The following is a 26473-nucleotide window of genomic DNA, read 5'->3' as shown; positions in this document are numbered from 1 at the left end:
GTTAAGTTTGTCGCGAGTTCAGCACGCAAAGGAAAGCACTTAATGTGCTTTCCGTCTTGCGCAGGACTGTAGAGCAGCAAACTTAACCTCCGCCCTCAGCCCCGGAGACCCTCCCGGAGGGACCGAAAAATTTTTTTCAAAAAAGTTGTTGCGCGCCGGACAGACTTCTGTGTATACTAATCCCCGCAGCGCACGCGAGCGGAAACAAACGCGAACGCCTGCCTGGGGAGTTAGCTCAGTTTGGTTAGAGCGCCGGCCTGTCACGTCGGAGGTCGCGGGTTCGAGCCCCGTACTTCCCGCCAACGCAATTAAAGCCACGTCTTCGGACGTGGCTTTTTGCGTTTGATGCACTTTGTTTCGATAGAACGATCGCCCTGGCGCATCTTCGCCCAGAATCCCCGCCCCTTCGGGAACGCAAGTAAAATCTAATAAGCATATCTGTCTAAACAACAGCTTTGTTGCGCAACACCTGTTCAACGAGACAGGGGGTTAGGTTATACTAAATTGCACTGTAGGCCGCATCTGATGCATTTCGCTCCAAGCGCGGCACTCAGTGGATATCCGATTTACCATTTGGATGTCCTAGCGGTCATTTAGCGTCTCGACACAAGCTCGGCCCCGGAGCTCGTTCGAGCTGTTCGTATTCCTTGAAAGGGAAAAATGGACATATCGAGGAAGACTGATTACGCCCTTCGTATGCTGGCGATGCTTGCCGAGGATCCGGAGCGTTTGCTTTCTGTTCGCACCGCTGCCGAAGAGGTCAATGTTCCGTATTCGTTTGCCCGCTCGATTCAGCACGGTTTGGTCCAGGCCGGTATTGTGGAGAGCCTGCGTGGCGTCCACGGTGGCATGCGTCTCAAGGTCAGTCCGGACGACGTCACCATTCGTCAGGTCGTCGAGGCCGTTCAGGGCCCTATGGTTATGAATGATTGCACCGCACCCGATGGCGACTGTGCGCGCATGGGCACGTGCTGCTATCATCCCCTGTGGGCCGGAGCTCAAGCATTGATGCGCGACTACCTCGATTCCGTTTCGCTCGGCGACATCGTCGCTCACCGCCAGTTCCCGGCCGTCGATCCCAAGTTCGCCGACCGCGAAGCGTTTCCCGAGTACGCCACCTGTGCGTATACATGCCGGGAGGAATAGCGCCGCATAAGGAGCATAGATATGATTCAGGACCCCTTTCGTTCGATGATTCGTTCGGAAGGGGTCCTGCGTTATCGCGACCTTCCGTGGCGCCGCACGCGCGATCCGTACATCATTTGGCTTTCCGAGGTCATGTTGCAGCAAACACAGGTGCCACGCGTGGAGACGCGTATGCCGGCGTGGCTCGATCGCTTTCCGACCGTGCAGGCGCTTGCCCAAGCCGCGCCTTCCGATGTTTTGGACGCTTGGCAGGGCATGGGCTACAACCGACGCGCTCTGGCGCTCCACAAGGCCGCTCAGCGCGTTGTGGAGGACTGGGACGGTGAGTTTCCGCGTGAGACGCGTGACTTGGTCGCTCTGCCTGGTATTGGCCCGGCAACGGCGCAAGGTATCCGGTCGTTTGCGTTTGACCTTCCAGGCGTGTATCTGGAGACCAACGTGCGCACGGTCTTTCTGCATCACTTCTTTCCCGATGTACCGGCTGTTCCCGACCGCGAGCTGGTGCCGCTGATTCAGGCGGCCTGTCCGGCGGCCCCCGGTGCGGCGACCGACGAGATCGCTCCCTTTGCCGTGCCGCTCGATGATGCCGACACGCCGCGCGCGTGGTATTACGCGTTGCTGGATTACGGCGCATATCTAAAAAAGACGTTGCCCAATCCGTCCAGGCGCTCGGCGGGCTATAGCCGTCAATCAAAGTTTGAGGGCTCACGTCGCCAAAAGCGCGCGCATATCGTGCGCATGTTGCTGGCAGCGCGCGATGGCCAACCGGCGGGGATTACGCTTGCTGATGCCGTGGTGGGCGTTAACGATATGGAAGCGGCGGCTGGGCGCGGGCCGGTCGAGCGCGAGCTTGTCGCGGGCATTCTGGCCGACCTGGAGCGTGAGGGCTTTTGCCGAGCCGAGGGCGATCGCTGGCTGAGCATTTAGCCCGTGGAAATCTGAAGAACAGGATTGTAAGGTTTAGATTTCCGACATGAGGGCATCCTAAAGACGAGGCCGCTCGAAGCCTACGGGCGGCATGCGTTGAAGGGAAGTACACCTATGGATTTTGAGAATTCCCAAACCAAGAAGAACCTCGAGACCGCTTTTGCCGGTGAGTCCCAGGCACACACCAAGTATCGCTACTATGCCTCCAAGGCAAAGAAGGACGGCTACGTTCAGATCTCGAACATCTTTGCCGAGACGGCTGGCAACGAGTCCGAGCACGCCAAACTGTGGTTTAAGTATCTGCACGATGGCGCCGTTCCCGGCACTCTGGATAACCTGCGCGATGCCGCCGCGGGCGAGAACTACGAGTGGACCGAGATGTACGACGAGTTTGCCAAGACCGCCGATAAGGAGGGCTTTGCCGAGATCGCCGCGAAGTTCCGCGGCGTCGCTGCCGTCGAGAAGGCTCACGAGGAGCGCTACAACAAGCTCGTCGAGCGCATTGAGTCGGGTGAGGTGTTTGAGCGCGAGGGCGTAAAGGTGTGGAAGTGCCTGAACTGCGGGCACCTGCACGTTGGTGCCGAGGCGCCTGAGGTGTGCCCGGTGTGTAACCACCCGAAGGCGTACTTTGAGGAGCAGGTGGTGAACTACTAGCGCTTGGCGCTGGCTGCTGCGGAGCGCAGGGCGGGGAAATACCTTTCCCTCTCGCTCACGGCTCCGCAGGATCGCGCGAGGGAAAGGTATCTCCCCGCCCCGCGCCCCGGCGTTGGGTCGTCACGTGCTCGCTACTGAAAAGCTGATTAGAAGTTTGTGTGCCGCCTCTTTTGGGGCGGCACGTTTTTGTATGGGGCCAGTTGGGGCGGTGACGTTGCTTAGGGGGTACACTGGGTAGCGTTGGCTATTCGTTTCCTCTTGTGAGGTGTTGGTTATGGGTAAGAAATCTCGGGCTCGGGTGGCTGCTGCTGGGACTCGTAAGGATCCTGAGCGTCGGGTTGTTGAGGGCGGCAAGGCAGAGCGTGCCGATAAGAAGAAAGCCGGTGCGCATGCTCATCCTGAGTGGGCGCCTCATTTGAATTCGGCGAGTGAGGACTTGACTGCCAAGCTGTTCACGATGGTCGAGGTCATCTTGGGTGTGGTGCCCGTGGTGGTCATCGGTTTGTTCCTGGCCTCGAAGGACGCCACGAGCGTGGATAAGCTCACCGATGTCTTTTCGCAGGACCCCTCGATGGTGGTCACGTTTATCTCTGCGTGCCTGCAGCCGTTTGCGGCGTACATGCTATACATGGTCTATCGCAAATACTGCGAGGGCGACGCTGGTTTTGCCGCCGGCAACCTGATTGGCCTTCTGTGCTCCGAGATCCTACTGCTCAATATTCCGGGCGTGATTGGTATGGGTATTTTGCTGTGGCGTGTTTGGCGCAACGTCGCCCCGCACTTTGAGAGCTGGCTGTTTGAGCGTCGCGTAATGGGCGTGCTGGTCGACATCGCGGGCTCACTCGTGATCCTGGTCCTGGCGTTTATGTGTGCCACCGCATCTCGGGGCCTCGCGGGCATGTAGCCTGCCTTCGCCGACTTCGGAGCTCGGGGCGGGAGACCGTGTTGCCTTCCCTCTCCGCTCACGGCTTCGCAGGGTCGCGTTGAGGGAAGGCAACACGGCCTCCCGCCCCGAGCTCCGGCGTTGGGTCGTCGCGTGCTCACTGCAGAAAAGCTGATAATTAAGTTTGTGTGCCGCCCTTTTGGGGCGGCACGTTTGTTTATGTGGGGTCCCTGTCTTCACAATTTTCGTCAAGCTTTTGGTTAGATTTTGGTCAGTTGGCGTAAGGGTGGAAGGCCAAAAGATTGCTGGCGAAAAAAGCTCAGAGAAAGTGCTGGTAGGGGAGTTGTTGAGCTTTTCGACAGCTTTTGAGCAAAAGAAACTTTGTGGCTATTGCCAGCGATTGCGTTGTCGCGGTCATGGCGGTGCGGGATGCTGGTCGTAAGCGCCGAATGCCCCGATTTTGGAGGCCAACATGGATCTGTTTCTTGAGACTCCGCAGCAACAAGCTGAGCGCATGCTGCGTCAACAGCAACGACTCATGGAGATGCAAATGCAAGGGGTTGCCAACCAAGCGCCCGTGCAAAACGTCGTGCCCGCTGCTGTACCTGCAGCTGTGCCCGGGTGTGAATCGGCGCCAGAGGCCTATTCCGTACAGCAAGATTCATATGCGCAGGAGCTCGCGTTCGACAAGCATCGTGCGCGTCGCCGTCGCTGGGCCCAGCGCCTGCGTACGCTGGCGATGATCGTGCTCATCCCGTTGGGGCTTGCGGCCATCTTTCTGGCGTCATATGCCCTCACGTGCATCCTCAACGGCGCATCGCCCAACGAGGTACTTCAGCACTTGGCAGCTCTCGGCCAGCGCTTGGGGGATGTCGCAGCAACTATCCGCGCCAGCTGGGAGAGCTAGCAGACCAGCACCCATAGCGCAAAGGTAACTTGTCTGCGCTCGATTGGACATGAGCTGCGTTTGACAGGGTAAGATTAATCGCGGTTTTTGATTGGTGCTCGATTGGGTTTGTTGGGCGGAGTTTATGTCTGCTATTGATATTGTGCTTGTTGTGATTGCCTTGGTGGCGGTGGGGGTTGCTGTGGCTTGCGCCCTGCAGCTTAAAGGTCTTCGTGCCGAGCTGCGGGAGCGTGGCGACAGCGACGCCGAGACGCTCGCGGCGCTCGAGCAGGCCAACAGTACACTCGATACCCTCAACGTCGCGTTGGCCGAAACCCGACGCACCGCAAACGCCATCGCACAGCAGCAGACGACCGACGCCGCCGTGGAGCAGCAGCGCTACCTGACCATCGCGCGTGAGTTCTCGCAGGCGGGCGACCGTATGGATGACCTGCGCCGCGAGACGACCCAACAGCTCGGCGCCAACCGCGAGGGCATCGAGCAGCGCCTAGACAAGGTGCGCGAGACGGTCGATGCCCAGCTGGGCGCCATCCGCAAGGACAACAACGTGCAGCTCGATCAGATGCGCGCGACGGTGGACGAGAAACTCTCCCGCACGCTCAACGACCGTCTGTCGGCATCGTTTAAGCAGGTGAGCGACCAGCTCGAGGCCGTGTATAAGGGCCTGGGCGATATGCAATCTATCGCCACCGGCGTGGGCGACCTTAAACGCGTGCTGGGCAATGTCAAGGCGCGTGGCATTTTGGGCGAGGTGCAGCTGGGCGCGATCCTGGCGGACATCCTTACGCCCGACCAGTATCTGGAAAACGTCGCCACCAAGCCCGGCGCCTCGGAGCGCGTTGAGTTTGCCGTCAAGCTGCCGGTAGACGAGGGAGACCCCGTGCTGCTGCCAATCGACTCCAAATTCCCGGGCGATGCGTATGAGCATCTGCTCGACGCCCAGGAGTCGGGCGACGCGGAGGCCGTCGCCGCCGCGCGCAAGACGCTCGACACCATGGTGAAGCGCGAGGCAAAGGACATCTGCGAAAAGTACCTGAGCGTGCCCGCGACCACCAACTTTGGCATTCTGTTCGTTCCGTTTGAGGGCCTGTACGCCGAGGTCGTCACGCGCCCTGGGCTTATCGAGACCCTGGGCCGCGACTATCACGTCAACGTTGCCGGCCCCAGCACCATGGCGGCCATCCTCAACAGCCTGCAGATGAGCTACCAGACGTTTAGGCTGCAAAAGCGCACCGACGACGTGCTACGCGTGCTTTCCGCCGTCAAGGCCGAACTACCGCGCTATCAGGCGGCGCTGCGCCGTGCCCAGCAGCAGATCGAGACCGCGGGCAAAACGGTCGAGGGCATCATCACCACGCGCACCAACGTCATGGAGCGCAAACTCAAGGACATCGACGCGCTGGAAGACGCGCGGGAGGCCGACGCGATTTTGGGCTTGGAGTCCGCAGACCTGTCCGCAGACCAAAAAGACGAGGACTAGCTGCATCTGACGGCGGGGCGCCGGCGCAAGCACGGCGCGGGCGCTTTTCGCATCGCGCTTGCCTGAAGTGCGCTTCAATGTGCAACAATGACGTTTCGCCCTATCAGATGCGAAAGGAAGCCCATGTCTCAGAGAAGCACCAGTCCGCTCAGCCGCTCCACCGTGCGCCGCACGCTGCAGCGGTTTTGGGGTGTCACGCGCACACAGCCGCTGATTGTCTTTCTCTCGGTGCTCTCGTCGGCGGGCTACATCTTTTTGCTGACGTTTGCCAATACCTATGTGATGGCCCTCATTGTCGACCGCATTCAAGCCGGTCCCGTGGCGGGTGACCAGGTGTTTGAGGTCTTCGCCCCCTATATCCTGGCGCTCGTGCTCGTTAACCTGGTGGGTCAAATCCTCTCCAAGCTGCAGGACTACACCGTCTACAAGCTCGAGATTGCGGGCAACTATCACCTGGCGCGTCTGTGCTTCGACACGCTCTCCAACCAATCCATGACATTCCATACCAGCCGCTTTGGCGGATCGCTTGTGAGCCAGACAAGCCGTTTTATGAGCGGCTATACGGGCTTGGTCGACGTGACGGTGTATTCGCTCATCCCCACCATCACCTCGGTCATCTGCACCGTGGCCGCACTCGCTCCGGTGGTGCCCACATTTACCGTGATCCTGGTGGGCATCATGGTCGTCTACATTGCGTTTGTCTGGCTTATGTACAAGCGCATCATGCCACTTTCGGCCGCGACGTCCGCCGCGCAGAATAAGCTCTCGGGTGTGCTGTCCGATGCGGTCACGAACATCTTGGCCGTTAAGACCTGCGGGCGAGAGGACTTTGAACGCGATCTGTTCGATGCCGCCGACCGTGCCGCGCGCGATGCCGAAACGGTATCGATGCACGCCATGATGCAGCGCAACTTTACGACCTCGGGCCTTATCGTCATCACCATGGCCGTGGTGAGTGTGTTCGTGGCGGGCGGCAACGCGTGGTTTGGCATCTCGGCCGGCTCGCTCGTCATGATCTTTACCTACACCTATAACCTCACCATGCGTCTGAACTACGTGAGCTCCATGATGCAGCGCATTAACCGCGCGCTGGGTGACGCCGCCGAGATGACGCGCGTGCTGGACGAGCCGCGCCTGGTGGCGGACGACGAGCATGCTCCCGAGCTTAAGGTGGCCGAGGGCGCGATCGATTTTGAGCACTTGAGCTTTGCATACCGTGACGCCGCGGCGGGCGATAGCGTGTTCGACGACCTGACGCTCCATGTGCCGGCGGGCCAGCGCGTGGGCCTGGTGGGTAAATCGGGCTCGGGCAAGACGACGCTCACCAAGCTGCTGCTGCGCCTGGACGATGTTCAGGGCGGCCGCGTACTCGTGGACGGCCAGAACGTCTCGCGCTGCACACAGCAGAGCCTGCGCCGCCAGGTTGCCTACGTGCCGCAGGAGGCGCTGCTGTTCCACCGCTCCATTCGCGAGAATATCGCCTACGGCCGCCCCGACGCCACCGACGAGCAAATTCGTGAGGCGGCGCGCCTGGCCAATGCCCTGGAGTTTATCGACCGCCTGCCCCATGGCTTTGACACCATGGTGGGCGAGCGCGGCGTCAAGCTTTCGGGCGGCCAGCGCCAGCGCGTGGCCATTGCCCGTGCCATCCTCACCGACGCGCCGATTCTGGTACTCGACGAGGCGACGTCTGCCCTCGATAGCGAGTCCGAGGCGTTGGTGCAGGAAGCTCTCGAGAACCTGATGCGCGGCCGCACCTCCATTGTGGTGGCGCATCGCCTGTCCACCGTGGCGGCGCTCGACCGCATCGTGGTACTGGCGGATGGCGAGATCGTCGAGGACGGCACGCATGCGCGGCTCGTCGAGGCGGGCGGCGAGTACGCGAGCCTGTGGAGCCGTCAGACCGGCGCATTCTTGGAGGCGTAAACGTCTCGGACGTGGGACAATTGTGCCCATAAGTTTATTGTGCCGTTGAGCCGAGGAGTCGTTATGCCACGCGAGACCAATGCCGCCAAGCGCGAGCGCGCCATCGAGGTGTGTGAGCGCCTCAACCGTCGCTATGGCCCGGTCGAGTGCTTTTTGGACCACGAGAATCCCTTCCGCCTGCTGATCGCGGTGCTGCTTTCGGCGCAAACGACCGATGCGCAGGTCAACAAAGTGACGCCGCGGCTGTTTGCCCAGTGGCCCACGCCCGAGGCCATGGCCGGGGCGAGCGTAGCTGACGTGGCAGACACCATCAAGTCGCTCGGCTTCTACAAGAGCAAAGCCAAGCATGCCGTCGAGGCCGCGCAGATGATCGTCGCCGACTATGACGGCGAGGTGCCGGCCGACATGAAGGAACTCGTGAAGCTGCCGGGCGTGGGACGCAAGACGGCGAACATCGTGCTCAACGTGGGGTATGGCATCGTGGAGGGTATTGCGGTGGACACGCACGTCAACCGCATTGCGCACCGCCTGATGCTGAGTCCCAAGACGCATGCCAAGGAACCGCTCAAGACCGAGCAGGATCTGCTCAAGATTTTGCCGCACGAGTATTGGGAGTCGGTCAACCATCAGTGGATCACCTTTGGTCGCGAGATCTGCGACGCCCGCAAACCCAAGTGTGACGAGTGTCCGCTGGCAGATTTGTGCCCCAGCGTGCGCGTGGCGGGGTAGGGCGGAACGCATCTTCGTCTGGCGTTTTTTGCGGGGCTGGGTTTGCCCTTGAGCCGGAGTCCTCTCCATGCGCTACCATGACAGACAATGTATTTGACGTACGACCCGCCGAGCTTGCCCCGGCGGGCTTTTGGCGTTGCGATGCCGGAGGAACAGCATGCTCATTCACCGTATAGCCGCGCAGCTCTACACTGCCGAGGCGCTGCAGACCGTCGAGGCCGGACTCGATGCCGGCGAGGACGTGACGCTGGCCGTGTCGCAGTCGGGCCGCACGCTCATGGCGGCAGCTCAGTTTGCGCGCCGTCCGCGTCCCACGGTCTACATCGTGAGCGGCGAGGACGCGGCCGATCGCGCCGCGCGCAGCCTGGCCGCCTATGTGGGTCTGGCGCATGTGTGCCGCTTTCCCGAGCGCAAGGACTACCCGTGGCGCGAGCAGGCGCCCGACGATGCCGTGGTGGCGCAGCGCTGCGAGGCCCTGGGACGCATCGTGCGCGGTGACAACTGCATTATGGTTGCCTCGGCCCGCGCGTTGCTGCGTTGCGTGCCGCCAGTCGAGAGCCGCTACTGGGAGTCCACGACCTTTGCGGTGGGCGAGGAGATCCCTTTTGACGAGGTGCCGCAGCGCCTGGTGGGCATGGGCTATACCAATGCCGGTGTCGCCGACGCGCCCGGCCTGTTCCGCGTGCACGGTGATACCGTCGAGGTGTTCCCCGCGCAGGAGAAGGCACCCGTGCGCATTGAGTTCTTTGGCGACGAGATTGATCGCATCCGCCGCATGGTGAGTTCCACGGGGCAGACCATCGGCAACGAGGACAGCATCGAAATCTTTCCCTGCCGCGAGCTGGCGCTCACCGACGAGGCCGTTCACAACATGCACGTGGCGCTCTACCGCGCCAGCCAGGACGACAGTAAGCTGGCGGCGCTGCTCGAGATGGTGGATGCACGCATCGTCACGCCCGAGCTCGACCGCTTTTTGCCGGTGATGTACGGCCAGACCGTGAGCCCGCTGTCGCATGTGAGCGGCAAGGCGCTCGTGGTGCTGTCCGAGCCGCGCTCGCTGTTCGACGACTGCCTGCGCGCCTACGAGGATATCGAGGCACGCGCCGGCGAGGCGGGGATTGACCGCTTGGACGGTCTGTACGTGCGCGCCCAGCAACTCGACTTTGGTGCCCAGCAGCGCCTTAACTACGTGAGCTTGATTCGTGCCGGCGGTGCGGTGACGGCAGAGCTCAAGATTGAGCAGCCGGCCATCGCGGGCTCGGACAATCGCTTTATGACGCGCATCCAGGAGGTCGTGGGCAAGCGCTATGCCTGCGTGTTTGCCATCCCCGACCGCGGTGCGCGCGAGTCGATGGAGCTCACCTTTGGCGATGAGGGTATTACCTTTGAGGAGTCGCTGACGGCCGCGCCCGAAAACGCGGGCGCTATTGGCGACCGTGTGCGCGTGGCGGCGGCGGATTCTGCCGATCGTGCTGTCCGCCAGGATGCTCATGCTGCAATTCGCGAACGCAAGGCCGATGCGCTCAACGCCCGCTCGCTCGAGGCGGGTGCGGCCCAGGCTGCCGCCGGCGCCGCCGTGCCCACCATCTCGCGCGGGCGCGTGACCTTTGTGGACGCCGCCCTGCCGCAGGGCGTGGTGGTGCCCGATGCCAATCTGGCCGTTTTCTCGATCGCCGACCTCAACGCTCGCATGGACGCCAACCGCGCCCGCAGCCGCCGCAAGGTCGATATTACGCAGATCACCTTCCCCTTTAAGCCAGGCGACTACGTAGTGCATGCAACGCATGGCATCGCGCTCTTTAGCGAGATCGCGCGCCAGGAAGTGGGCGGCAAGGAGCGCGACTACTTTTTGCTGGAATATGCCGACGGCGACAAGCTCTATGTGCCGCTTGAGCAGGTCGACCGCATCACGCGCTATGTTGGCCCCGACGGCGACAAGCCGCGCCTGACCAGGCTCAACACCGCCGACTGGACGCGTGCCACCAACAAGGCGCGCAAGAACGCCAAAAAGCTGGCGTTTGACCTGGTCGACCTGTATACGCGCCGCTCGTCGATTACCGGTATCGCCTGCCCGCCCGATACGCCCGAGCAGATCGAGATGGAGCAGAGTTTCCCTTACGACGAGACGCGCGACCAGCTGGAGGCCATCGCCGACATTAAGGCCGACATGGAGGCGCCCAAGCCCATGGACCGCCTTCTGTGCGGCGACGTGGGTTTCGGCAAGACCGAGGTCGCCCTGCGCGCGGCGTTTAAGTGCGTGGACTCCGGCCGCCAGGTCATGGTACTCTGCCCCACGACCATTCTGGCCCAGCAGCACTACGAGACGTTCTTTGAGCGTTTTGCCCCGTTTGGCCTCGAGGTCGAGGTGCTCAGCCGCTTTCGCACGCCGGCACAGCAAAAGCGCGCGCTCAAGGCATTTGCCGAGGGCACGATCGACGTGCTCATCGGCACGCATCGTCTGCTTTCGGCCGATGTGAACCCCAAGAACCTGGGCCTGGTGATCATCGACGAGGAACAGCGCTTCGGCGTGCAGCACAAGGAGCAGCTCAAGAACCTGCGCGAGCAGATTGACGTGCTCACGCTTTCGGCCACGCCCATCCCGCGTACCATGCAGATGGCCACGAGCGGCGTGCGCGACATGAGCCTGATCACCACGCCGCCGACCGGGCGCCGTCCCGTGATCGTGCACGTGGGGGAGTACGACCCCGACGTGGTGAGCGCGGCGATTCGCCTGGAGGTGGGTCGCGGCGGTCAGGTGTACTACGTGTCCAACCGCGTCAAGACCATCGACGACGCTGTGGCGCGCGTTCACGAGGCCGCGCCCGAGGCGCGCGTGGGCGTGGCGCACGGCAAGATGAGCCCGCGCGAGGTCGAGGACGTGATGATTGAGTTCGCGACCAAAAAGATCGACGTGCTCATCGCCACGACCATCGTGGAGAGCGGCATCGACAACGCGACCGCCAACACGCTGATCATCGAGGACTCGCAGCGCTTGGGTCTGGCACAGCTCTACCAGCTCAAGGGCCGCGTGGGTCGCTCTGCCACGCAGGCCTACGCGTACTTTATGTTCCCGGGCGAGCTGCCGCTCACCGAGGAGGCCACGGCGCGCCTGACTGCACTTTCCGAGTTCCAGGACCTGGGCAGCGGCATGCGCATCGCCATGCGCGACCTGGAGATCCGCGGCGCCGGTTCGCTGATGGGTGCCGAGCAGCACGGCAACCTGTCGAGCGTGGGCTTTGACCTGTTTACGCAGATGTTGGGCCAGGCCGTGGCCGAGGCGCGCGGCGATGACGATGCCGGCGTGGAGGCGGCGAGCGTGGGCATCAACCTGCCGGCCGACTACTTCTTGTCCGAGGCGTACATGCCGGCGGTGGACCAGCGCGTGCTCGTGTACCGCAAGCTCGCGGCGGCTGAGGACCTGGAGAGTGTCGACGAGGTGCAGGAGGAGACCGAGGCCGCGCATGGTGAGCTGCCGCTGGCGGGACTCAACCTGTTCAACCGCGCGCGCATCCGCATTCGCGGCGAGCGCCTGGGGCTCGAGAGCGTCACGCTCAGCGGTGGGCGCATTACCTTCCTGGGGGTTGACGTTCCCAAGAAGGTAGCCTTTGAGTTCAAGAATCGCTATGGCGCGGTGAACTTCCCCAAGAGCCGCAAGCTGTCGGTGCCCTACAAGGCGGGCGCCGGTGCGGGCAGCGGCCTGGGCCGAGGTCTCGACGCCAACGACGGCACCGGCCCGGTGGCGGCCGCGCTCATGCTGCTGCAGCAGTTGGGCGTCAGCGATGACGACTAATGGGTCGACGCTGCAAACACCCCATTTGGGCAATCTGACCCTCACTTGTCGGTCGCGTACGCAAGTACGCTTCCCTCCTCCTCCGGGTCACCTTGCCACAAATGGGACGTTTTCGCTCACTTATGCTCAACCAGTAAGGGAATATATGGGACAAAGACATCAGCGGCTCTTTGTCCCGCCACGTTGCAGGTTGATTCCAGCCCCATCGAAAGGAAAGCATGTTCGGATATATCTATAAGAAAGATGTCGCCATTATCGCGGTTGTCCTGTGCCTTTGTCTGGGCGTGGGCAGTTTCTTCGATTATCAGATCTCGAGCGCGCTGTTCAACATCGGCAGCATGTACGGCCGCTTTATCGAGGCCGCCGGCGAGCTGCCGTTTGAGCTGACGGCGAGCGTCGCGGGCGTTATGCTCGTGCGCGCGGTGCGTCCCGACTCCAGGGGGAGCAAATGGCTCGCCGTGCTCGGCATCCTCGTCAACGTTGGCCTGGCCGGCTGCGAGATCGTCTCGTCCCTGAAGGTTGGCGGCAAACTCATCGCTGTCCAGTTGGTGCTGACGTTTGTGCTGGTCATCGCTGCCAACCTTGTCGTCTATCGCCTCACGCGCGACACCGACTCCGACGAGCTCACGCGCTGGGCGCTGATGGTGCTTGCCGTGTGGGTCGCTCAGGCCATCATCCTCAACGTGGTTGTCAAGCCGCTGTGGTCGCGCCCGCGCATGCGCGTGATCGAGGTCACGCCGGGGCTCAATTTTCAGCCGTGGTGGGTGATTGGCAACCCCGACAAGTGGAGCTATATTGCGGCCGGCGTAATCAAGGACGGCTTTAAGTCGTTTGCGAGCGGACACACGGCGCACGCGGCGATCGGTCTTATGCTTGCCGGGCTTCCTGCGGCGTCCTTTAAGGAAAAGCCGTCGCGCCGTCGCGTGGTCTTTTGGACGGCGGCTGCGGTTGCGGCGCTCGTCGCCTTTGGCCGCATTGTGATCGGTGCGCACTTTTTGACTGACGTGAGCTGCGGCTTTGCCCTGGTGCTGGCACTTGAGTGCCTTGCCGCGCGCATTGCCTATCCGGGCGGCGTACAATAGCGGCGTTTAAATCATCGGGCCCATGCCCGGCTAGAGAGGATTGCCATGCTCGCGTTCAACAACGACTATTCCCACGGTGCTCATCCGGCAGTGCTGCAGGCGCTCGTCGATACCAACATGGAGCCACAGCCCGGCTACGGTACCGATGCGCACACCGAGCGTGCCAAGCAGCTGATTCGCGAGGCCTGTCAGGCCCCCGATGCCGACGTGTTCTTGCTGGTGGGCGGCACGCAGGCCAACGCGACGGTGATTGACATGCTGCTCGCGCCCTACGAGGGCGTCGTTGCCGCCGAGACCGGCCATGTCGCCTGCCACGAGGCGGGCGCCATCGAGTTTGGCGGCCACAAGGTGCTCACCATCCCCGGCTACGAGGGCAAGATGCACGCCGAGGATCTCGAGAACTATATCCAGGTGTTCTACGAAAACGAGAGCTACGAGCACACGGTGTTCCCGGGCGCCGTGTACGTGAGTCTATCGACCGAGTACGGCACGCTGTACTCCAAGGCCGAGCTCGCGGCGATTCACGCGGTGTGCCAGAAGCGCGAGATTCCGCTGTTTGTGGACGGTGCTCGTCTGGCCTATGCACTGGCGGCCGATGAGTGCGACATTACCCTGCCCGAGCTGGCGCAGCTGTGCGACGTGTTCTACATCGGCGGCACCAAGTGCGGCGCGCTTTGCGGCGAGGCTGTGGTGTTCTGCGGCATGCACGCTCCGGCGCATCCCATTCCGCGTATTAAGCAGCACGGCGCGCTGTTGGCCAAGGGCCGCCTGACGGGCGTGCAGTTTGAGGCGCTCTTTACCGATGGCCTGTATTTTGAGATTGGTCGACAGGCGATTCAGACGGCCCAGGCGCTGCGTCGTGTGCTGCACGAGCGCGGCTACCAGTTCTTTTTGGAGACGCCCACAAACCAGCAGTTCGTGATTCTGCCCAACGAGGACATGGCCCGCATTCGCGAGCATGCGGCGATCGAGTACTGGGAAAAGTACGACGATACCCACACGGTGGTGCGCTTTTGCACCAGCTGGGCCACGACGCAGGAGGACATCGACGCGCTGGCGGCTGTCCTGTAGCCTGATGTAATGACGAGGGGCCGCCTTGCGCTGGGTTTGGCGCAAGGCGGCCTTTGTTTTTGAGAGAGAAGGGTTGTATGACCGAGATGTCCGAGCCGGCGATTCGCCTGGCGACGCCCGAAGACGCGCCGGCGTTGCTTGCCATCTATGAGCCGTATGTGCGCCAGACGGCGATTACCTGCGAATACGAGGTGCCGAGCGTTGGGGAGTTCGCCGGGCGCATCGAGCGTACGCTCAAGCGCTATCCGTATCTGGTGATGGAGCTGGACGGGCGTCCGGTAGGCTATGCCTATGCGAGTCCGCTCAACAGCCGCGAGGCATACGACTGGTCGGTCGAGACGTCGATTTACCTGGCACGCGACGTGCGCCACGGCGGGCTGGGCCGCAAGCTGCACGATGCGCTCAAGCAGTGCCTGATCGCGATGGGCATCACCAACATGTGCGCGCTCATCGCCGTGCCGCACGACAAGGACGACGAGTATCTAACGCACAACAGCCAGGACTTCCATGTCCATATGGGATATCGCTTGGTGGGTGCTTTCGACCGCTGTGCCCAAAAGTTCGGCCGCTGGTACGACATGTGCTGGATGGAGCTGGTCCTGGCCGAGCGCACCCCCAACCAGCCCAAACCAACCTGGTTCCCCGACCTTCCCGCCTAAAACCACCACGAAGGTGCCTGTCCCTTTGTGGTGGTTAGCCGATGGGCTCGGTGTATTTGGCGCGGTCGGTGCGTTGGATGCGCTTGGAGACATGGAGCGGACGGCCGTCGGTGTCGTAGACGTAGTCGGTGATCAGGATCAGCGCCTGCCCGCGCTCGACGTTGAGCAAAAATGCCTCGTTTTGCGACGCATAGCACACCTCAAAGGTCTTATGCCCCTGCGCCGGCGCGCGATGGAACTCCTGGCGCAGCGTGGCGTAGAGCGAACCGTTGATATCGCGATCGATGAGCGACCCAAAGCTTGGCGGCAAATAGGTGGTCTCCAGGCACAGTGGCGCATCGTCCAGGTAACGCAGGCGGACAAGTTTGACAAGCTTGCTGCCCACGCTAGCGTCAAAGAACTTGGCCACGCTGCCCATTGCTTTGGCAAAGCCCGAGTCCACCGTGCGCGTGGTGGGCTTCATACCCTGGCCTTCGACCTGCTTGGTATAGCTCGAAAACACCAGGTTGTTCTCGTGGAGCGCCGGTGTGTCGGCCACAAAGGCGCCGCGCCCGCGCTCGGTTCGAATCAGGCCCTCGTCAACAAGCACCTTAAGGGCATGGCGCACGGTGCTGCGCGACAGGCCCGATTCGTCCATGAGTTCCATCTCGGACGGCAGTTTATCTCCGCGGGCGTAGGTGCCGGCGGCAATGCGGTCGCGAAGCGTTGCCGCCAGACGCTCGTATTGGGTCAAGTTCTTTTTCGACGAAGTGCTCATGCGAACAACCTGTATCTAACTTGTATGCTTACAGAACCAAGCATGTATCCAACATGACAACAAAACCGCTGGTAATGGCTTGCCGAAAACTTTACCAGCAAAAATTTCTAAGACAAATATAGCATACAACTAGTCGACATAACCAAAACATGTATGTAACTTGTATGCCATCGAGAGCATCAAACGAGAAGAAAGGCTGATGCACGATGACTACTCAGGAACAGGTTAAGGACGTCGTCTCCCAGGTTTTGGCTGACAAGGCAGACAAGGGCGGCATCAAGCGCGTCGTGTGGATTGGCGCCGGTGGATCCAACGGCGGCAACTATCCTGCCCAGTACTTTATGGAGCACGAGGCCACGCAGGTCGTGAGCTCCAGCTACACCAGCAACGAGTTCGTGCACGCCACGCCTGCCTACGTCAACGAGAACACCCTGGCCGTCGTCGTGTCCATGCGCGGCACCAAGGAGACCATCGTCGCCGCCCAGGTCGCCAAGAACCACGGCGCCAGCACCATCGCCATCTATGTTGACGAGTCCGCCCTCACCGAGGTCTGCGACTACAAGATTCAGTACGACAGCCTGGCCGTCGACGAGTCCTGCATGGGCCGCACCAACTCCGCCGTCGTGACCATGATCGCCATGGAGCTCACGCAGCAGACCGAGGGCTATGCCGAGTACGAGACCGCTATGGCCGCCTTCGACCTGGTCGATCCCATCTATCGCAAGGCCGTCGAGTACACCCGTCCGCTCGCAGCCAAGTGGGCCGAGCAGAACGCCGACAAGCCCTGCATCAACGTTATGGCTCAGGGCCCGCTCTTTGGTGCCGCCTACGTCTTTAGCATCTGCAACGTGCAGGAGATGCTGCAGATCGACTCCTGCACCATCAACACCTGCGACTTCTTCCACGGCCCCTTCGAGATCCTGGACAAGCGCACCTCGCTGTTCCAGCTCATCAGCGTCGGCCGCAGCCGCTGCAACGACGAGCGCGGCATCCGCTTTGTCAACCAGTACGGTGGCGAGCGCGTCTATCAGCTCGACGCCAAGGAGCTCGGCCTCAACGACATCAAAGACAGCGTGAGCGAGTACTTCAACCACCTGATCTTTGCCCCGATCCTCAACAACGTCTACATGCGTGCGCTCTCTGCCGTTACCCACAAGGACTACATGACGCGCCGCTACATGTGGAAGCTGGATTACTAAGGGATAGAGCGGCCTAACAGCCCGATACCCCTCATGAGTTGCGGTGGAATAGTTCCTGTTTGGGAGCGTGAAGTCTCTGTTTGAGAACTATTTCACCGCAACTGCTAGAGCGGCACTTGGGGACGTTCCCTTTCTGCCGGCAGTTAGGGACGTTCCTTTTGTGCCGGCAGTTGGGGACACTCCTTGTGTCGAGAGATTTCCCGTTCGCCGATTTGTGCCTTGAAAAATGTATATAACGACTATAACGTAGCATGAAACATATTGGAAATAATACTGAGGAGGCTGCGTTGAAGAGGAGCAATCTGGGCTATGTGCTGGTGCTGATCGCCGCGCTTATGTGGGGCAGCATCGGAATCTTTGTAAACGGCATCTCGGCCATGGGCGTTTCGTCCCAGAGCATGGCTGCCTTTCGCTTGTTGGTCGGAGCGCTTATCTTGGCGCCGGTCCTGATGTTTATGGGCTGCCGTCCGGGTGAGGGGTCTACCGTGGTTCAGGGTCCGCTGACCCTGTTCAAGGCAAGCCCTAAAGAGCTTGTTTCCTGCGCGCTTGTCGGTATCGTCGGTTTGGCTGCCGCCAACACCTGCTATTACGAGTGCATGCGCGAGGTGGGCATGTCCACGGCATCGGTGCTGCTCTACACGTCGCCGGTGTTTGGCGTCGCGCTCGGCCGCGTCCTTTATCGCGAGGACGTGACCCTCAACAAACTCATCGCCATTGTCTTTAACATCGTTGGCTGCGTGCTTGCGGTGACCAATGGCGACCTTTCCGGTTTTCATTTTTCGGTTTGGGGCGTCACGTCGGGCGTGATTGCAGGCCTTTGTGGTGCGTCGCTCGCGGTGTTTAGCCGGATAGCAACCAAGACGGTCCACCCGCTGGCTGTCACGTTTTGGGGCTTTGTTTTTGGCGGTGCGGTTATGGCAGCTATTGCGGCTCCGTGGCCGGATGTCGCCGCGGCAATGTCGCCACAGCTGCTGCTGCTGTTCCTTGGCTTTGGACTCATCCCCACAGCTGTGGCTTACATCTTATATATGCAGGGTCTGTCCATGGGGCTCGAGACGTCGAAAGTTCCCGTCGTAATGTCATTCGAGACAGTCGTCACCGTACTGCTGGGCATTGGTGTCTACGCCGAGCCCGCCGGCGCGATCAAAGTTCTGGGCATCGTTTTGGTGCTCGCGTCCATCGTGATTATGAACACCGACTTTTCCAAGCTGCGCAACAGTGTGTTTGTCGGTCATGTCGTTGAGAGCATGACCTTTAAGCCCAACGCGTGGTGGACGGAGAAATCGCAGGACATGGATCTGTTCCGCGAGCGCACGGGCATTGCGCTGGAGCCCACCGTGCAGGAAAGCCCCTGGTACTTCGTGCGATAGGGGGTTGCGCGCGGCGTCCGACCTGGGGTTATCCAGCCAGCGCCGGCCTACCCAAGACCATCGTTTCGATTGCGTTAAACCCGCCAACGGTCGTTTTTCACCCGCGAACGGTTTATATACTAATTATCAATATAAGCAACGTATAAGACGTTATAATGACCATAACGAAAAGGAGGAGGCAAGATGAATCAGATCATTCTCGCATCTCATGGCGGCCTGGCCGCAGGCGCCAAAGACACGCTCGAGATGGTTCTCGGCGACGTGTCGAACGTCCACGTCGTGTCGCTTGCTCGTGACGACAAGGAGCCCATCACCAATAAGGTTGAGGCTATGATCGCCACGTTCAACGCGGACGACACCGTGTATGTGCTAACCGATATGCTCGGTAGCTCGGTCAACAACAACATGGTCGAGCTTTCCAAGAACGGCACGAAGTTCACGGTTGTCAGCGGTTTCAACATCCCGCTGGCGCTCACGCTTGCCATGAGCCCCGCCCCCGTCAAGGGTGCCGAGCTCGCAGCCCTCATCAACGAGGCCCGCACCGGTCTGACCAACCCCAACGCACCGGTCGAGGCCGCCGCGGCTCCCGCCAAGAAGGCCAAGGCATCCCGTCACAGCTCCGGTCCCGCCAAGATCGTCCTCGCACGTCTTGACTACCGTCTGCTGCACGGCCAGGTCGTCTTTACCTGGACCACCAAGGTTCAGGCCGAGCGCATCATCGTCGTCGACAACGCTGCCGCCAACGATGACATCAAGAAGGGCGCTCTTAAGCTGGCCAAGCCCCAGGGCGTGCGCCTGAACGTCTTCACCGTCGAGCGTGCCCTCGCCAAGATGGACAAGCTCAACACCCTCGGTGAGCGCGTCATGTTCGTCTTTGGCAACACGGCCGAGATGCTGCAGTTCTGCCAGGGCTACAAGCTCGACGCCATCAACCTGGGCGCCACCGCCAACCACGACGGTGCCGATCAGATTGGCGGCAAGGACAGCTCCGTCTTCCTCGACGCCACCCAGAAGGCCGACGTCAACCAGCTGCTCGACATGGGCATCAAGCTCTATGTCCAGCAGACCCCTACGTATCAGAGCGTCGACATCGACGCCAAGCTGTAATCAACCAGGCTTTTGCCTGACTGAAAGGAGAAGGGTATGAATACGTTCATCAGTGCGGTGCTCGTCGGCCTCGTCGGCGTGTTCTGCATGTGGGACTCCCGCCTGCTCGGTCGTCTTAACTTCGAGCAGCCCCTCGTTGGCGCTACGCTCGTCGGTCTGCTGCTGGGCGATGTGCCCACCGGCCTTGCCGTCGGTGCCGCCGTCGAGCTCGTGTCCATGGGCCTGGTGCAGGTCGGCGCCGCCGTTCCGCCCGATATGGTCCTGGGCGGCATCGTGGCCGCTGCCTTTGCGTGCCTGACCGATGCTTCTGCCGAGACCGCCATGACGATCGCCATCCCGGTTGCCGTCCTGGGTCAGCTCCTCGGCATCGTGTTCCGTTCCATCATCGCCGCCCTCACCCATGTGGCAGATAACGCGATCGATAACGGAAAGTTCAAGACCGCCTACCGTATGCACATCTGCGCCGGCTCCGGTCTGTACGCTGTCATGTACTTCCTGCCGATCTTCCTCGCCGTCTTTGTTGGTACCGACCTGGTTCAGGCCATCGTCAACATGGTTCCCGAGTGGCTGTCCACTGGTCTTAACGTTTCGACCAAGATCATGACCGCCTACGGCTTGGCCCTGCTGCTCACCATGATGATCAAGAAGGGTATGACTCCGTTCCTGTTCATCGGTTTCCTGCTCGCCGCTTACCTCAACCTGTCCGTCATCGCGGTCGCTCTGATCGGTGTGTGCCTGGCTGTCGTCTTCATGGGCTTCAAGTTCAACGGTTCCCATGCAGCCGCCGGTGTCGATTCCGACTACGATCCGCTCGAAGACGACGAAGACTAAGGAGGAACACACTATGGCAACCGCAACCAAGGACGTGTCCCTGAACAAGAAGGTCAGCCAGTTCTTCTGGCGCTCCTGGGCCATCCAGGCCTCTTGGAACTACGAGCGTCAGATGAACATGGGCTTCCTCTACGGCATGGTTCCCACGCTCGATCGCCTCTATCCGGATGAGTCCGACCCCAAGCAGCTCGCTGCTAAGAAAGAGGCTTACCACCGTCACATGGCGTTCTACAACTGCACCCCGCAGACGAGCGCTTTCATCCTGGGCCTCTCCGCCTCCATGGAGGAGGAGTACGCCAAGGATCCCGAGAACTTCGACCCCGATTCGATCAACGCGGTCAAGACCTCCCTCATGGGTCCGCTTTCCGGCATCGGTGACTCCTTCTTCCAGGGCACCATCCGCGTCATCGCCTTTGGCCTGGGCGTTCAGCTGGCTCAGCAGGGCTCCATCATGGGCCCGATCCTGGCCGTGCTCATCTCCATCGTCCCCTCTGTGCTGATCACTTGGTTCGCAGCCAAGATGGGCTATCAGGGCGGCCACGAGTACCTGAGCAAGCTTCAGGGCGGCGACCTCATGGAGAAGCTCATGTATGTCTGCGGCATCGTGGGTCTTATGTCCGTGGGTGGCATGATCGCTACGCTGATCGGCGCCACCACCCCGCTGCAGTTCGCTGAGGGCACCGTCGTGATTCAGGACATCCTGGACGGCATGATGCCCCAGATGATTTCCCTCGGCCTCACCGGCCTTATGTACTGGCTCATCAAGAAGAATGTCAACACCGGTTGGCTTCTCGTGATCGCCATCGTGGGCGGCATCGCCCTCTCCGCGGCCGGCATCCTGGCCTAGTCGCGACCAAGCGTCTAACCGCTTTCCCCCGGGGGCCTGCCTGGCATCCCATACCCCAGGCAGGCTTCCATCCCTAAATGTGTCAAAGGGACAGTTCCTTTGACACATCCTCAACGGGCCGGCGACTCGGTCCAAACCACGGTAACCCTGCGAGCGCCCGGCAATGTGGCGCCGCAAAAATCGAAAGGAATGTGTCAGATGTACGAGATCGACCTTAACCTCCCTAAGCAGATCGTCGCTGACGTCCTGTCCAACCACGAGATCCACAGCGTCGCTTTCGTCGGCTGCGGTGCTTCCATGTCCGACCTGTACCCCGCCAAGTACTTCCTGGCCAACAACACGGACAAGCTGAACGTTCAGATCTTCACCGCTAACGAGTTCAACTACGACACGCCCTCCTGGGTCAACGAGCACACCTTCGTGATCACCTGCTCCCTCGGTGGCTCCACGCCCGAGACCGTCGAGGCCAACAAGACCGCCAAGAAGCACAACTGCCCGGTCGTCTCCCTCACCAACAAGGCTGGCTCCGCTCTGACCGTCGACGCTGATTACGTCATCGTTCACGGCTTCCACGCCAACTTCGCTGCCAAGTGCGAGAAGCCCGGCTACGCCATCGCTCTTGCTGTCGAGATCCTTCAGCAGACCGAGGGCTATGACCACTACGAGGACATGATCACCGGCCTCACCAACGTCTTCGAGCTCTGCGAGAACGCCGCTCAGCACTGCAAGAAGCTCGCCAAGAAGTTCGCCGAGGACTTCAAGGACGACAAGATGATCTACTTCATGGCTTCCGGTGCCTCCGAGAAGATGGCTTATTCTCACGCCGCCTTCCTGTTCACCGAGATGCAGTGGATCGACGCCGCCGCCTACAACACCGGCGAGTACTTCCACGGCCCGTTCGAGGTTTCCACCGAGGGTAAGCCCTACGTCTTCTTCATGTCCGATGGCGCCACCCGTCCGATGGACGCCCGCGCCCTCACCTTCCTTGAGCGCATGGGCGCCAAGGTCGCCCTGATCGACTCCAAGGACTACGGCCTGGCTGACGCCGTGCCCGCGAGCGTCGTCACCTACTTCAACCCGCTGCTGCACCTCGCCGTTATGCGCGAGTACGGCAACCAGATCGCCGAGGCCCGTCAGCACCCGCTGACCATGCGTCGCTACATGTGGAAGCTTTCCTACTAATCACAAGTAAGTAGGCCTTACGGGTTGATTGAGAGGGGATGGGGTTTGCGCCCCGTCCCCTTTTTGCTTTGGGGGCGTGTCTGTCGCGTCATAAAACCCCAGATAAAACCTACCAAAATAAACCTGTCCCTTTTTGGCAGGTGGGAGGAGATGCGTATGATCAAGGCAGTGCTGTTTGATATGGACGGCGTGTTGGTCGATACCGAGTGGTTCTACAACCGTCGTCGCGTGGCGTTTATGGAAGAGAAGGGGTTCCACTTTGACGAGATCCCCGATCTTTCGGGGTCTAACGAGCCTGCCATTTGGGAGGCACTGGTGCCCGACGATGTTGAGCTGCGCGAGCGCCTGCGCGTGGAGTACAAGCAGGTTTATAGCCCGGACCATCCCGTTCCGTATGCCGAGCTGCTCAACGAGCAGACGGAGCCGGTGATGCGCAAGCTGCACGAGCGTGGCGTGAAGTGTGCCATCGCGAGCTCGTCCTATCGCGAGTTGATCGACGAGCTGGTGGAGATTGCCGGTATCGCCGACGTGTTGGACTACACCATCAGCGGTCACGAGTGCAGTGCGTTTAAGCCCGACCCCGAGATCTACCTGCGTGCCATGGAGGCGCTAGGGGTGGAGCCTGCCGAGTGCCTGGTTATAGAGGATTCGCCTTTGGGCATCGAGGCTGGTAAGCGCTCCGGCGCCCGCGTCCTGGCGCTGCGTCCGCACGAGGGTGTCAACCTCGATCAATCGCGAGCCGATGCCGTTATCGATAATCTGACCGACATTTTGGCCGCTTTGTAGCGTCAATCCGCCGCGAGAAGCACTGATTCACGCGTCTTTTGCTGCGGATTGGCTTAATTTGTCATCTATTTGGATCCGTTTGGCTTCGATTCGGACTAAGTGAGTAGACTTTTTGGTGCAAGACGAGCACAAAGCGCATCTGCTCTAGTAAAACCGCAGGTCACAGGGGTGGCGGTTTTGGGTGTGCTCTGCAGGTCGCGTAAAGTCTACTCACTTGTTATTTGGGCCTTTGGTCGTGGGGTTGCTGGTCCCGCTTTGGTTGTCGAGGGAGGGTGAATTGAAGCGCCCCCGCATGCTCCGTGCTACAATCGCCGACATGCCTCACAACCAGATTTGCCTTCGAAAGGAGCCCGCGTGGCGAACGCCATCGATCAGCTCACGGACCGCGTGCTCGTGCTCGGCCGCCTTACCATCGTCCGCCGCGCCATTACTGCCGTGGCGGTCACGATTTCCGCCGTTCTCCAGACATTCCTGATCCAGGCGTTCATTCAGCCCGCCGACCTGCTTCCGAGCGGTCTTACCGGCGTTGCGGTCCTGCTCGATCGCGTTACCTCGCTGGGTGGCGTTCACATCGATATTTCGCTCGGCATGCTCGCGCTCAACATCCCCGTGGCGCTCCTATGTTGGAGCGGCATCAGCAAGCGCTTTGTCATCTTCTCGATGATGCAGGTCGTGCTCTCGTCGCTGTTCCTCAACATCTTTCACTTCGCTCCGTTTTTGGGCGACAAGATCATGCTCATCATTTTTGGCGGCGTGGTCTCGGGTCTGGGCGCTGCCATCGCGCTAAAGTCCGGCGCATCCACTGGCGGCACCGACTTTATCGCGCTGTGGGTTTCCAACCACACGGGCAAGACCATCTGGGGCGTCATCTTTGGTTTCAACTGCTTTATCCTGGCGATCTTTGGCTTTATGTTTGGCTGGGACAAGGCGGCGTATTCCATCGTGTTCCAGTTTATTTCGACCAAGACCATCGACAGTTTCTATCGTCGCTACGATCGCGTGACACTGCAGATCACGACGCGTAAGGCAGACGAGGTCATGACTGCCTACGTAAACCATTTTCAGCACGGCATTAGCTGCGCCGAGGTCGTCGGCGGATACAGCCGCGAAAAGATGTACCTGCTGAACACCGTTGTCTCGACCTACGAGAGCCAGGACATTATCAAGCTGGTGTGCGATGTTGACCCCGGCGCCGTGATCAACGTGTTCCACACGCTCAACTTTGTGGGCGGCTGGTGGGGCGGTCATGTCGACGAGCCCATGCCCACGGCCGTTCCCGATCCCGACAAGCCCGCACGCATGGCCAGCAGGCAGGCGCGCCTCAGCGAGCAGGACAGCCTGCAGCAGGACGACGGCAGGTAGAGTGTTGGCATTTTGCCGGCACGGCGCAATCCTGTCCGCTTGAGCCTCCCGAAAGCCTCGCTGCTTTCGGGAGGCCTTCGTTTGCCCAGATAAAACCTACCAAAATGAAGCTGTCGCTTTTTGGTAGGGAGGGTGTATCGTTTTATCATTATGAGGTAACATGAAACTAGACGTTATATACGTATTAGTTATTTCGATATTTCGATAAGAGTGATTAGATATGCCTACACCCAAAAATGCACCGCTTTACCAGCAGATTTATGACGAAATCAAGGATGCGATCGAGAAAGGTGTTTATGCACCCAAGGAGCGTATTCCGTCCGAGCTTGAGCTAGCCGAGCAGTACGACGTGAGCCGCATTACGGTGCGCCGCGCCGTCGAGGAGCTGTGCTCCGATGGCTACCTGGTTAAGCAGCAGGGCCGTGGCACCTTTGTCTCCACGCCGCACATCAACCGCCAGTTCCACGCTTCGACGCTGCAGACGTTTACCGCGCTGTGTGCCGATAATGGCATGAAGGCGGGCGCACATGTGGTCGATCGCCAGATTGTGCCGGCACGTCAAAACGAGATGGAGTTCTTTGGCCTGCAGAAGGACGCGCTGCTGCTGCATATCAAGCGCGTGCGTACGGCCGACGGTGAGCCCATCTTTGAGGAGAACATTTTTGTGCCGTTTGACGCCTACCGTGAGCTGTTGACGGCCGATCTTGAGGACAAGTCGATTTTTGCCGAGGTCGAGCGTGTTGGCGGAACGCCGATTGTCTCGGTTGGCTACCGCACGGTCGAGGCCGTTCGTGCCAATACCGAGCAGGCGGCCGAGCTGGGCATTGCTCCGCACGATCCGCTGCTCAACCTGCGTGCCGGCTTCACGGGCCCCAATGGCGAGCCGGTCCTGATGGGTAAGCAGTACTACGTGGGATCGCGCTACGTTATGGTCATGTAGGGTTGGTTCCGCCGTTCTAACGAACGGCGGACCGGTTGACGCTGCAAGCCCGCCAGAGCGGCAATCTGCCTTTCAACTTCGGCGGCATGACCAGAAGGTCAATGCCGCCTCGTTTCAAGGCACCTTGCTCGCTCTGGCGGGCTTTCGCTCATATGACCCAATCCGCTGTCAAGAGCCACAATGGCCCCGCCGACCGCTTGCAATCGGTCGGCGGGGCCTGCCGTTAACCCGTCCCGGTCCGCCCCCGGCATGTCATCGACGCCTTCGGCTCAGTCTCATATCCGCGGATACCGTTCTGCCGGCCCGCACTCCATTCCTTCGGCGGGGTTCCCCAAGTCTGTCGAGGCGCATGCGGAGGGCTCCGCGCGCACAGCGAAATAGGGGGTATCCCCGAAGGCCGCCCGGCTCGCCGGGACGGGGGCTGTGTCTATTCCGCGCCCTCCCGGCACATCATGCCGAGGGCCCAGAGCCACCTCACGAGCTCGGCCGCGGTGGCCGCGTTGGCCTTCGCCGCGGGCATGCCGCGGGCGAGCATCTCCTCGCGCCGCCGCAGGAGCCGCTCGGACCCCTTCCTCCCGTGCATCCTTATCTCGAGGGGCACGCCCGTGTCCCTCGGCATGAGCTTCGGCTGGTGCCGTGCCGCGGCGTAGCACCATGAGCCCTCAACGGCCAGCTTCCTCACGAGCGCGTTGCCCGCACCGCTGATGCCTCCGAGCCGCACGGAGTCGCCACTCGACCTCTGACTCGGCGCGAGGCCGAAATAGGCCGTGACCTGCCTTCCGGAACGGAACCTCGTGAAGTCGCCGACCTCGGCCGAGAAGGCTGCGGCCAGCGCGAA

Annotated in this window: 23 protein-coding genes and 1 tRNA gene; 22 read left to right on the top strand and 2 right to left on the bottom strand. The window is 60.9% G+C overall.

Features of this window, described 5'->3' with window-relative positions; all coding sequences use genetic code 11:
* Positions 1-224: 224 nt before the first annotated feature.
* The 13 genes from PMW67_RS08360 to PMW67_RS08300 all read left to right on the top strand — a co-directional run bounded on the left by PMW67_RS08360 (position 225) and on the right by PMW67_RS08300 (position 15254).
* A tRNA-Asp gene (locus PMW67_RS08360) sits at positions 225-302 on the top strand.
* Positions 303-660: 358 nt separating this feature from the next.
* A complete protein-coding gene (locus tag PMW67_RS08355; protein ID WP_117564951.1) occupies positions 661-1146 on the top strand; it encodes an RrF2 family transcriptional regulator in 486 nt (161 codons plus the stop codon).
* Between the two features lie 21 nt (positions 1147-1167).
* Positions 1168-2073, top strand: coding sequence for an HhH-GPD family protein (locus PMW67_RS08350; protein ID WP_117634426.1), 906 nt, complete (start codon positions 1168-1170; stop codon positions 2071-2073).
* 114 nt (positions 2074-2187) lie between these two features.
* Positions 2188-2727, top strand: coding sequence for a rubrerythrin (gene rbr, locus PMW67_RS08345; protein WP_117806049.1), 540 nt, complete (start codon positions 2188-2190; stop codon positions 2725-2727).
* A gap of 274 nt (positions 2728-3001) precedes the next feature.
* Positions 3002-3631 carry a hypothetical protein gene (locus PMW67_RS08340; protein WP_271739462.1) on the top strand — a complete coding sequence of 210 codons (630 nt, stop codon included), beginning with the start codon at positions 3002-3004 and terminating at the stop codon, positions 3629-3631.
* 451 nt (positions 3632-4082) lie between these two features.
* Entirely contained in the window at positions 4083-4517 is a 435-nt protein-coding gene (locus PMW67_RS08335; protein ID WP_270226945.1) for a hypothetical protein, read from the top strand.
* A 124-nt stretch (positions 4518-4641) separates the two neighbouring features.
* On the top strand, positions 4642-5997 hold the full coding sequence (locus tag PMW67_RS08330) for a DNA recombination protein RmuC (RefSeq protein ID WP_271739460.1): 1356 nt from the start codon (positions 4642-4644) through the stop codon (positions 5995-5997).
* Positions 5998-6120: 123 nt separating this feature from the next.
* The gene (locus tag PMW67_RS08325; protein ID WP_271739458.1) at positions 6121-7923 is read left to right on the top strand and encodes an ABC transporter ATP-binding protein; all 1803 of its coding nucleotides are present in this window, start codon (positions 6121-6123) and stop codon (positions 7921-7923) included.
* Between the two features lie 63 nt (positions 7924-7986).
* The gene (nth, locus tag PMW67_RS08320) at positions 7987-8652 is read left to right on the top strand and encodes an endonuclease III (RefSeq protein WP_117800586.1); all 666 of its coding nucleotides are present in this window, start codon (positions 7987-7989) and stop codon (positions 8650-8652) included.
* A gap of 157 nt (positions 8653-8809) precedes the next feature.
* Complete coding sequence (mfd, locus tag PMW67_RS08315) at positions 8810-12442, top strand: transcription-repair coupling factor (protein WP_271739456.1); 3633 nt, start codon at positions 8810-8812, stop codon at positions 12440-12442.
* Between the two features lie 218 nt (positions 12443-12660).
* Positions 12661-13524 carry a phosphatase PAP2 family protein gene (locus PMW67_RS08310; RefSeq protein WP_271739455.1) on the top strand — a complete coding sequence of 288 codons (864 nt, stop codon included), beginning with the start codon at positions 12661-12663 and terminating at the stop codon, positions 13522-13524.
* Between the two features lie 45 nt (positions 13525-13569).
* Entirely contained in the window at positions 13570-14595 is a 1026-nt protein-coding gene (locus PMW67_RS08305; RefSeq protein ID WP_089573229.1) for a threonine aldolase family protein, read from the top strand.
* A 77-nt stretch (positions 14596-14672) separates the two neighbouring features.
* A complete protein-coding gene (locus PMW67_RS08300) occupies positions 14673-15254 on the top strand; it encodes a GNAT family N-acetyltransferase (protein WP_271739453.1) in 582 nt (193 codons plus the stop codon).
* 34 nt (positions 15255-15288) lie between these two features.
* Here the strand turns inward: PMW67_RS08300 and PMW67_RS08295 are convergent, their stop codons facing one another.
* Positions 15289-16011: a GntR family transcriptional regulator gene (locus PMW67_RS08295; RefSeq protein WP_118328424.1), complete on the bottom strand. Its 723-nt coding sequence runs from the start codon at positions 16009-16011 to the stop codon at positions 15289-15291.
* A gap of 206 nt (positions 16012-16217) precedes the next feature.
* Here PMW67_RS08295 and PMW67_RS08290 point away from each other — a divergent pair, with 206 nt between their 5' ends.
* The 9 genes from PMW67_RS08290 to PMW67_RS08250 all read left to right on the top strand — a co-directional run bounded on the left by PMW67_RS08290 (position 16218) and on the right by PMW67_RS08250 (position 25635).
* Positions 16218-17210 (top strand): SIS domain-containing protein, encoded by a 993-nt coding sequence (locus PMW67_RS08290; protein WP_117655856.1) that lies wholly within the window; start codon positions 16218-16220, stop codon positions 17208-17210.
* A 287-nt stretch (positions 17211-17497) separates the two neighbouring features.
* Positions 17498-18580 carry a DMT family transporter gene (locus PMW67_RS08285; protein WP_253056812.1) on the top strand — a complete coding sequence of 361 codons (1083 nt, stop codon included), beginning with the start codon at positions 17498-17500 and terminating at the stop codon, positions 18578-18580.
* Positions 18581-18763: 183 nt separating this feature from the next.
* A complete protein-coding gene (locus PMW67_RS08280; RefSeq protein ID WP_117770300.1) occupies positions 18764-19687 on the top strand; it encodes a PTS sugar transporter subunit IIAB in 924 nt (307 codons plus the stop codon).
* Between the two features lie 36 nt (positions 19688-19723).
* On the top strand, positions 19724-20518 hold the full coding sequence (locus PMW67_RS08275) for a PTS mannose/fructose/sorbose/N-acetylgalactosamine transporter subunit IIC (protein ID WP_055310098.1): 795 nt from the start codon (positions 19724-19726) through the stop codon (positions 20516-20518).
* Positions 20519-20531: 13 nt separating this feature from the next.
* Positions 20532-21365 carry a PTS system mannose/fructose/sorbose family transporter subunit IID gene (locus PMW67_RS08270; protein WP_271739451.1) on the top strand — a complete coding sequence of 278 codons (834 nt, stop codon included), beginning with the start codon at positions 20532-20534 and terminating at the stop codon, positions 21363-21365.
* 198 nt (positions 21366-21563) lie between these two features.
* Positions 21564-22547, top strand: a complete 984-nt coding sequence (locus tag PMW67_RS08265) for an SIS domain-containing protein (RefSeq protein WP_230317570.1) — start codon at positions 21564-21566, stop codon at positions 22545-22547.
* Between the two features lie 156 nt (positions 22548-22703).
* Positions 22704-23333 carry an HAD family hydrolase gene (locus PMW67_RS08260; protein WP_271739449.1) on the top strand — a complete coding sequence of 210 codons (630 nt, stop codon included), beginning with the start codon at positions 22704-22706 and terminating at the stop codon, positions 23331-23333.
* Between the two features lie 354 nt (positions 23334-23687).
* Positions 23688-24695 (top strand): YitT family protein, encoded by a 1008-nt coding sequence (locus PMW67_RS08255; protein WP_271739448.1) that lies wholly within the window; start codon positions 23688-23690, stop codon positions 24693-24695.
* Between the two features lie 220 nt (positions 24696-24915).
* Positions 24916-25635, top strand: a complete 720-nt coding sequence (locus tag PMW67_RS08250) for a GntR family transcriptional regulator (RefSeq protein WP_271739447.1) — start codon at positions 24916-24918, stop codon at positions 25633-25635.
* 427 nt (positions 25636-26062) lie between these two features.
* Here the strand turns inward: PMW67_RS08250 and PMW67_RS08245 are convergent.
* Positions 26063-26473: IS110 family transposase (locus tag PMW67_RS08245; RefSeq protein ID WP_271739445.1), on the bottom strand; the 411-nt coding region annotated here is incomplete at its 5' end.

This window comes from Collinsella aerofaciens (assembly GCF_028209395.1).
Classification (GTDB): domain Bacteria; phylum Actinomycetota; class Coriobacteriia; order Coriobacteriales; family Coriobacteriaceae; genus Collinsella; species Collinsella aerofaciens_AZ.
This window is presented reverse-complemented; position numbering and strand designations above follow the sequence as displayed.

Bases quoted from the DNA above. Each gene is read 5' to 3' on its own strand.
- PMW67_RS08260 (WP_271739449.1), top strand. From the start codon at position 22,704: ATGATCAAGGCAGTGCTGTTTGATATGGACGGCGTGTTGGTCGATACC.
- PMW67_RS08355 (WP_117564951.1), top strand. From the start codon at position 661: ATGGACATATCGAGGAAGACTGATTACGCCCTTCGTATGCTGGCGATG.
- rbr (WP_117806049.1), top strand. From the start codon at position 2,188: ATGGATTTTGAGAATTCCCAAACCAAGAAGAACCTCGAGACCGCTTTT.
- PMW67_RS08290 (WP_117655856.1), top strand. From the start codon at position 16,218: ATGACTACTCAGGAACAGGTTAAGGACGTCGTCTCCCAGGTTTTGGCT.
- PMW67_RS08335 (WP_270226945.1), top strand. From the start codon at position 4,083: ATGGATCTGTTTCTTGAGACTCCGCAGCAACAAGCTGAGCGCATGCTG.
- PMW67_RS08305 (WP_089573229.1), top strand. From the start codon at position 13,570: ATGCTCGCGTTCAACAACGACTATTCCCACGGTGCTCATCCGGCAGTG.
- PMW67_RS08300 (WP_271739453.1), top strand. From the start codon at position 14,673: ATGACCGAGATGTCCGAGCCGGCGATTCGCCTGGCGACGCCCGAAGAC.
- PMW67_RS08265 (WP_230317570.1), top strand. From the start codon at position 21,564: ATGTACGAGATCGACCTTAACCTCCCTAAGCAGATCGTCGCTGACGTC.
- PMW67_RS08340 (WP_271739462.1), top strand. From the start codon at position 3,002: ATGGGTAAGAAATCTCGGGCTCGGGTGGCTGCTGCTGGGACTCGTAAG.
- mfd (WP_271739456.1), top strand. From the start codon at position 8,810: ATGCTCATTCACCGTATAGCCGCGCAGCTCTACACTGCCGAGGCGCTG.
- PMW67_RS08325 (WP_271739458.1), top strand. From the start codon at position 6,121: ATGTCTCAGAGAAGCACCAGTCCGCTCAGCCGCTCCACCGTGCGCCGC.
- PMW67_RS08280 (WP_117770300.1), top strand. From the start codon at position 18,764: ATGAATCAGATCATTCTCGCATCTCATGGCGGCCTGGCCGCAGGCGCC.
- PMW67_RS08295 (WP_118328424.1), bottom strand. From the start codon at position 16,011: ATGAGCACTTCGTCGAAAAAGAACTTGACCCAATACGAGCGTCTGGCG.
- PMW67_RS08275 (WP_055310098.1), top strand. From the start codon at position 19,724: ATGAATACGTTCATCAGTGCGGTGCTCGTCGGCCTCGTCGGCGTGTTC.
- PMW67_RS08270 (WP_271739451.1), top strand. From the start codon at position 20,532: ATGGCAACCGCAACCAAGGACGTGTCCCTGAACAAGAAGGTCAGCCAG.
- nth (WP_117800586.1), top strand. From the start codon at position 7,987: ATGCCACGCGAGACCAATGCCGCCAAGCGCGAGCGCGCCATCGAGGTG.
- PMW67_RS08250 (WP_271739447.1), top strand. From the start codon at position 24,916: ATGCCTACACCCAAAAATGCACCGCTTTACCAGCAGATTTATGACGAA.
- PMW67_RS08330 (WP_271739460.1), top strand. From the start codon at position 4,642: ATGTCTGCTATTGATATTGTGCTTGTTGTGATTGCCTTGGTGGCGGTG.
- PMW67_RS08310 (WP_271739455.1), top strand. From the start codon at position 12,661: ATGTTCGGATATATCTATAAGAAAGATGTCGCCATTATCGCGGTTGTC.
- PMW67_RS08350 (WP_117634426.1), top strand. From the start codon at position 1,168: ATGATTCAGGACCCCTTTCGTTCGATGATTCGTTCGGAAGGGGTCCTG.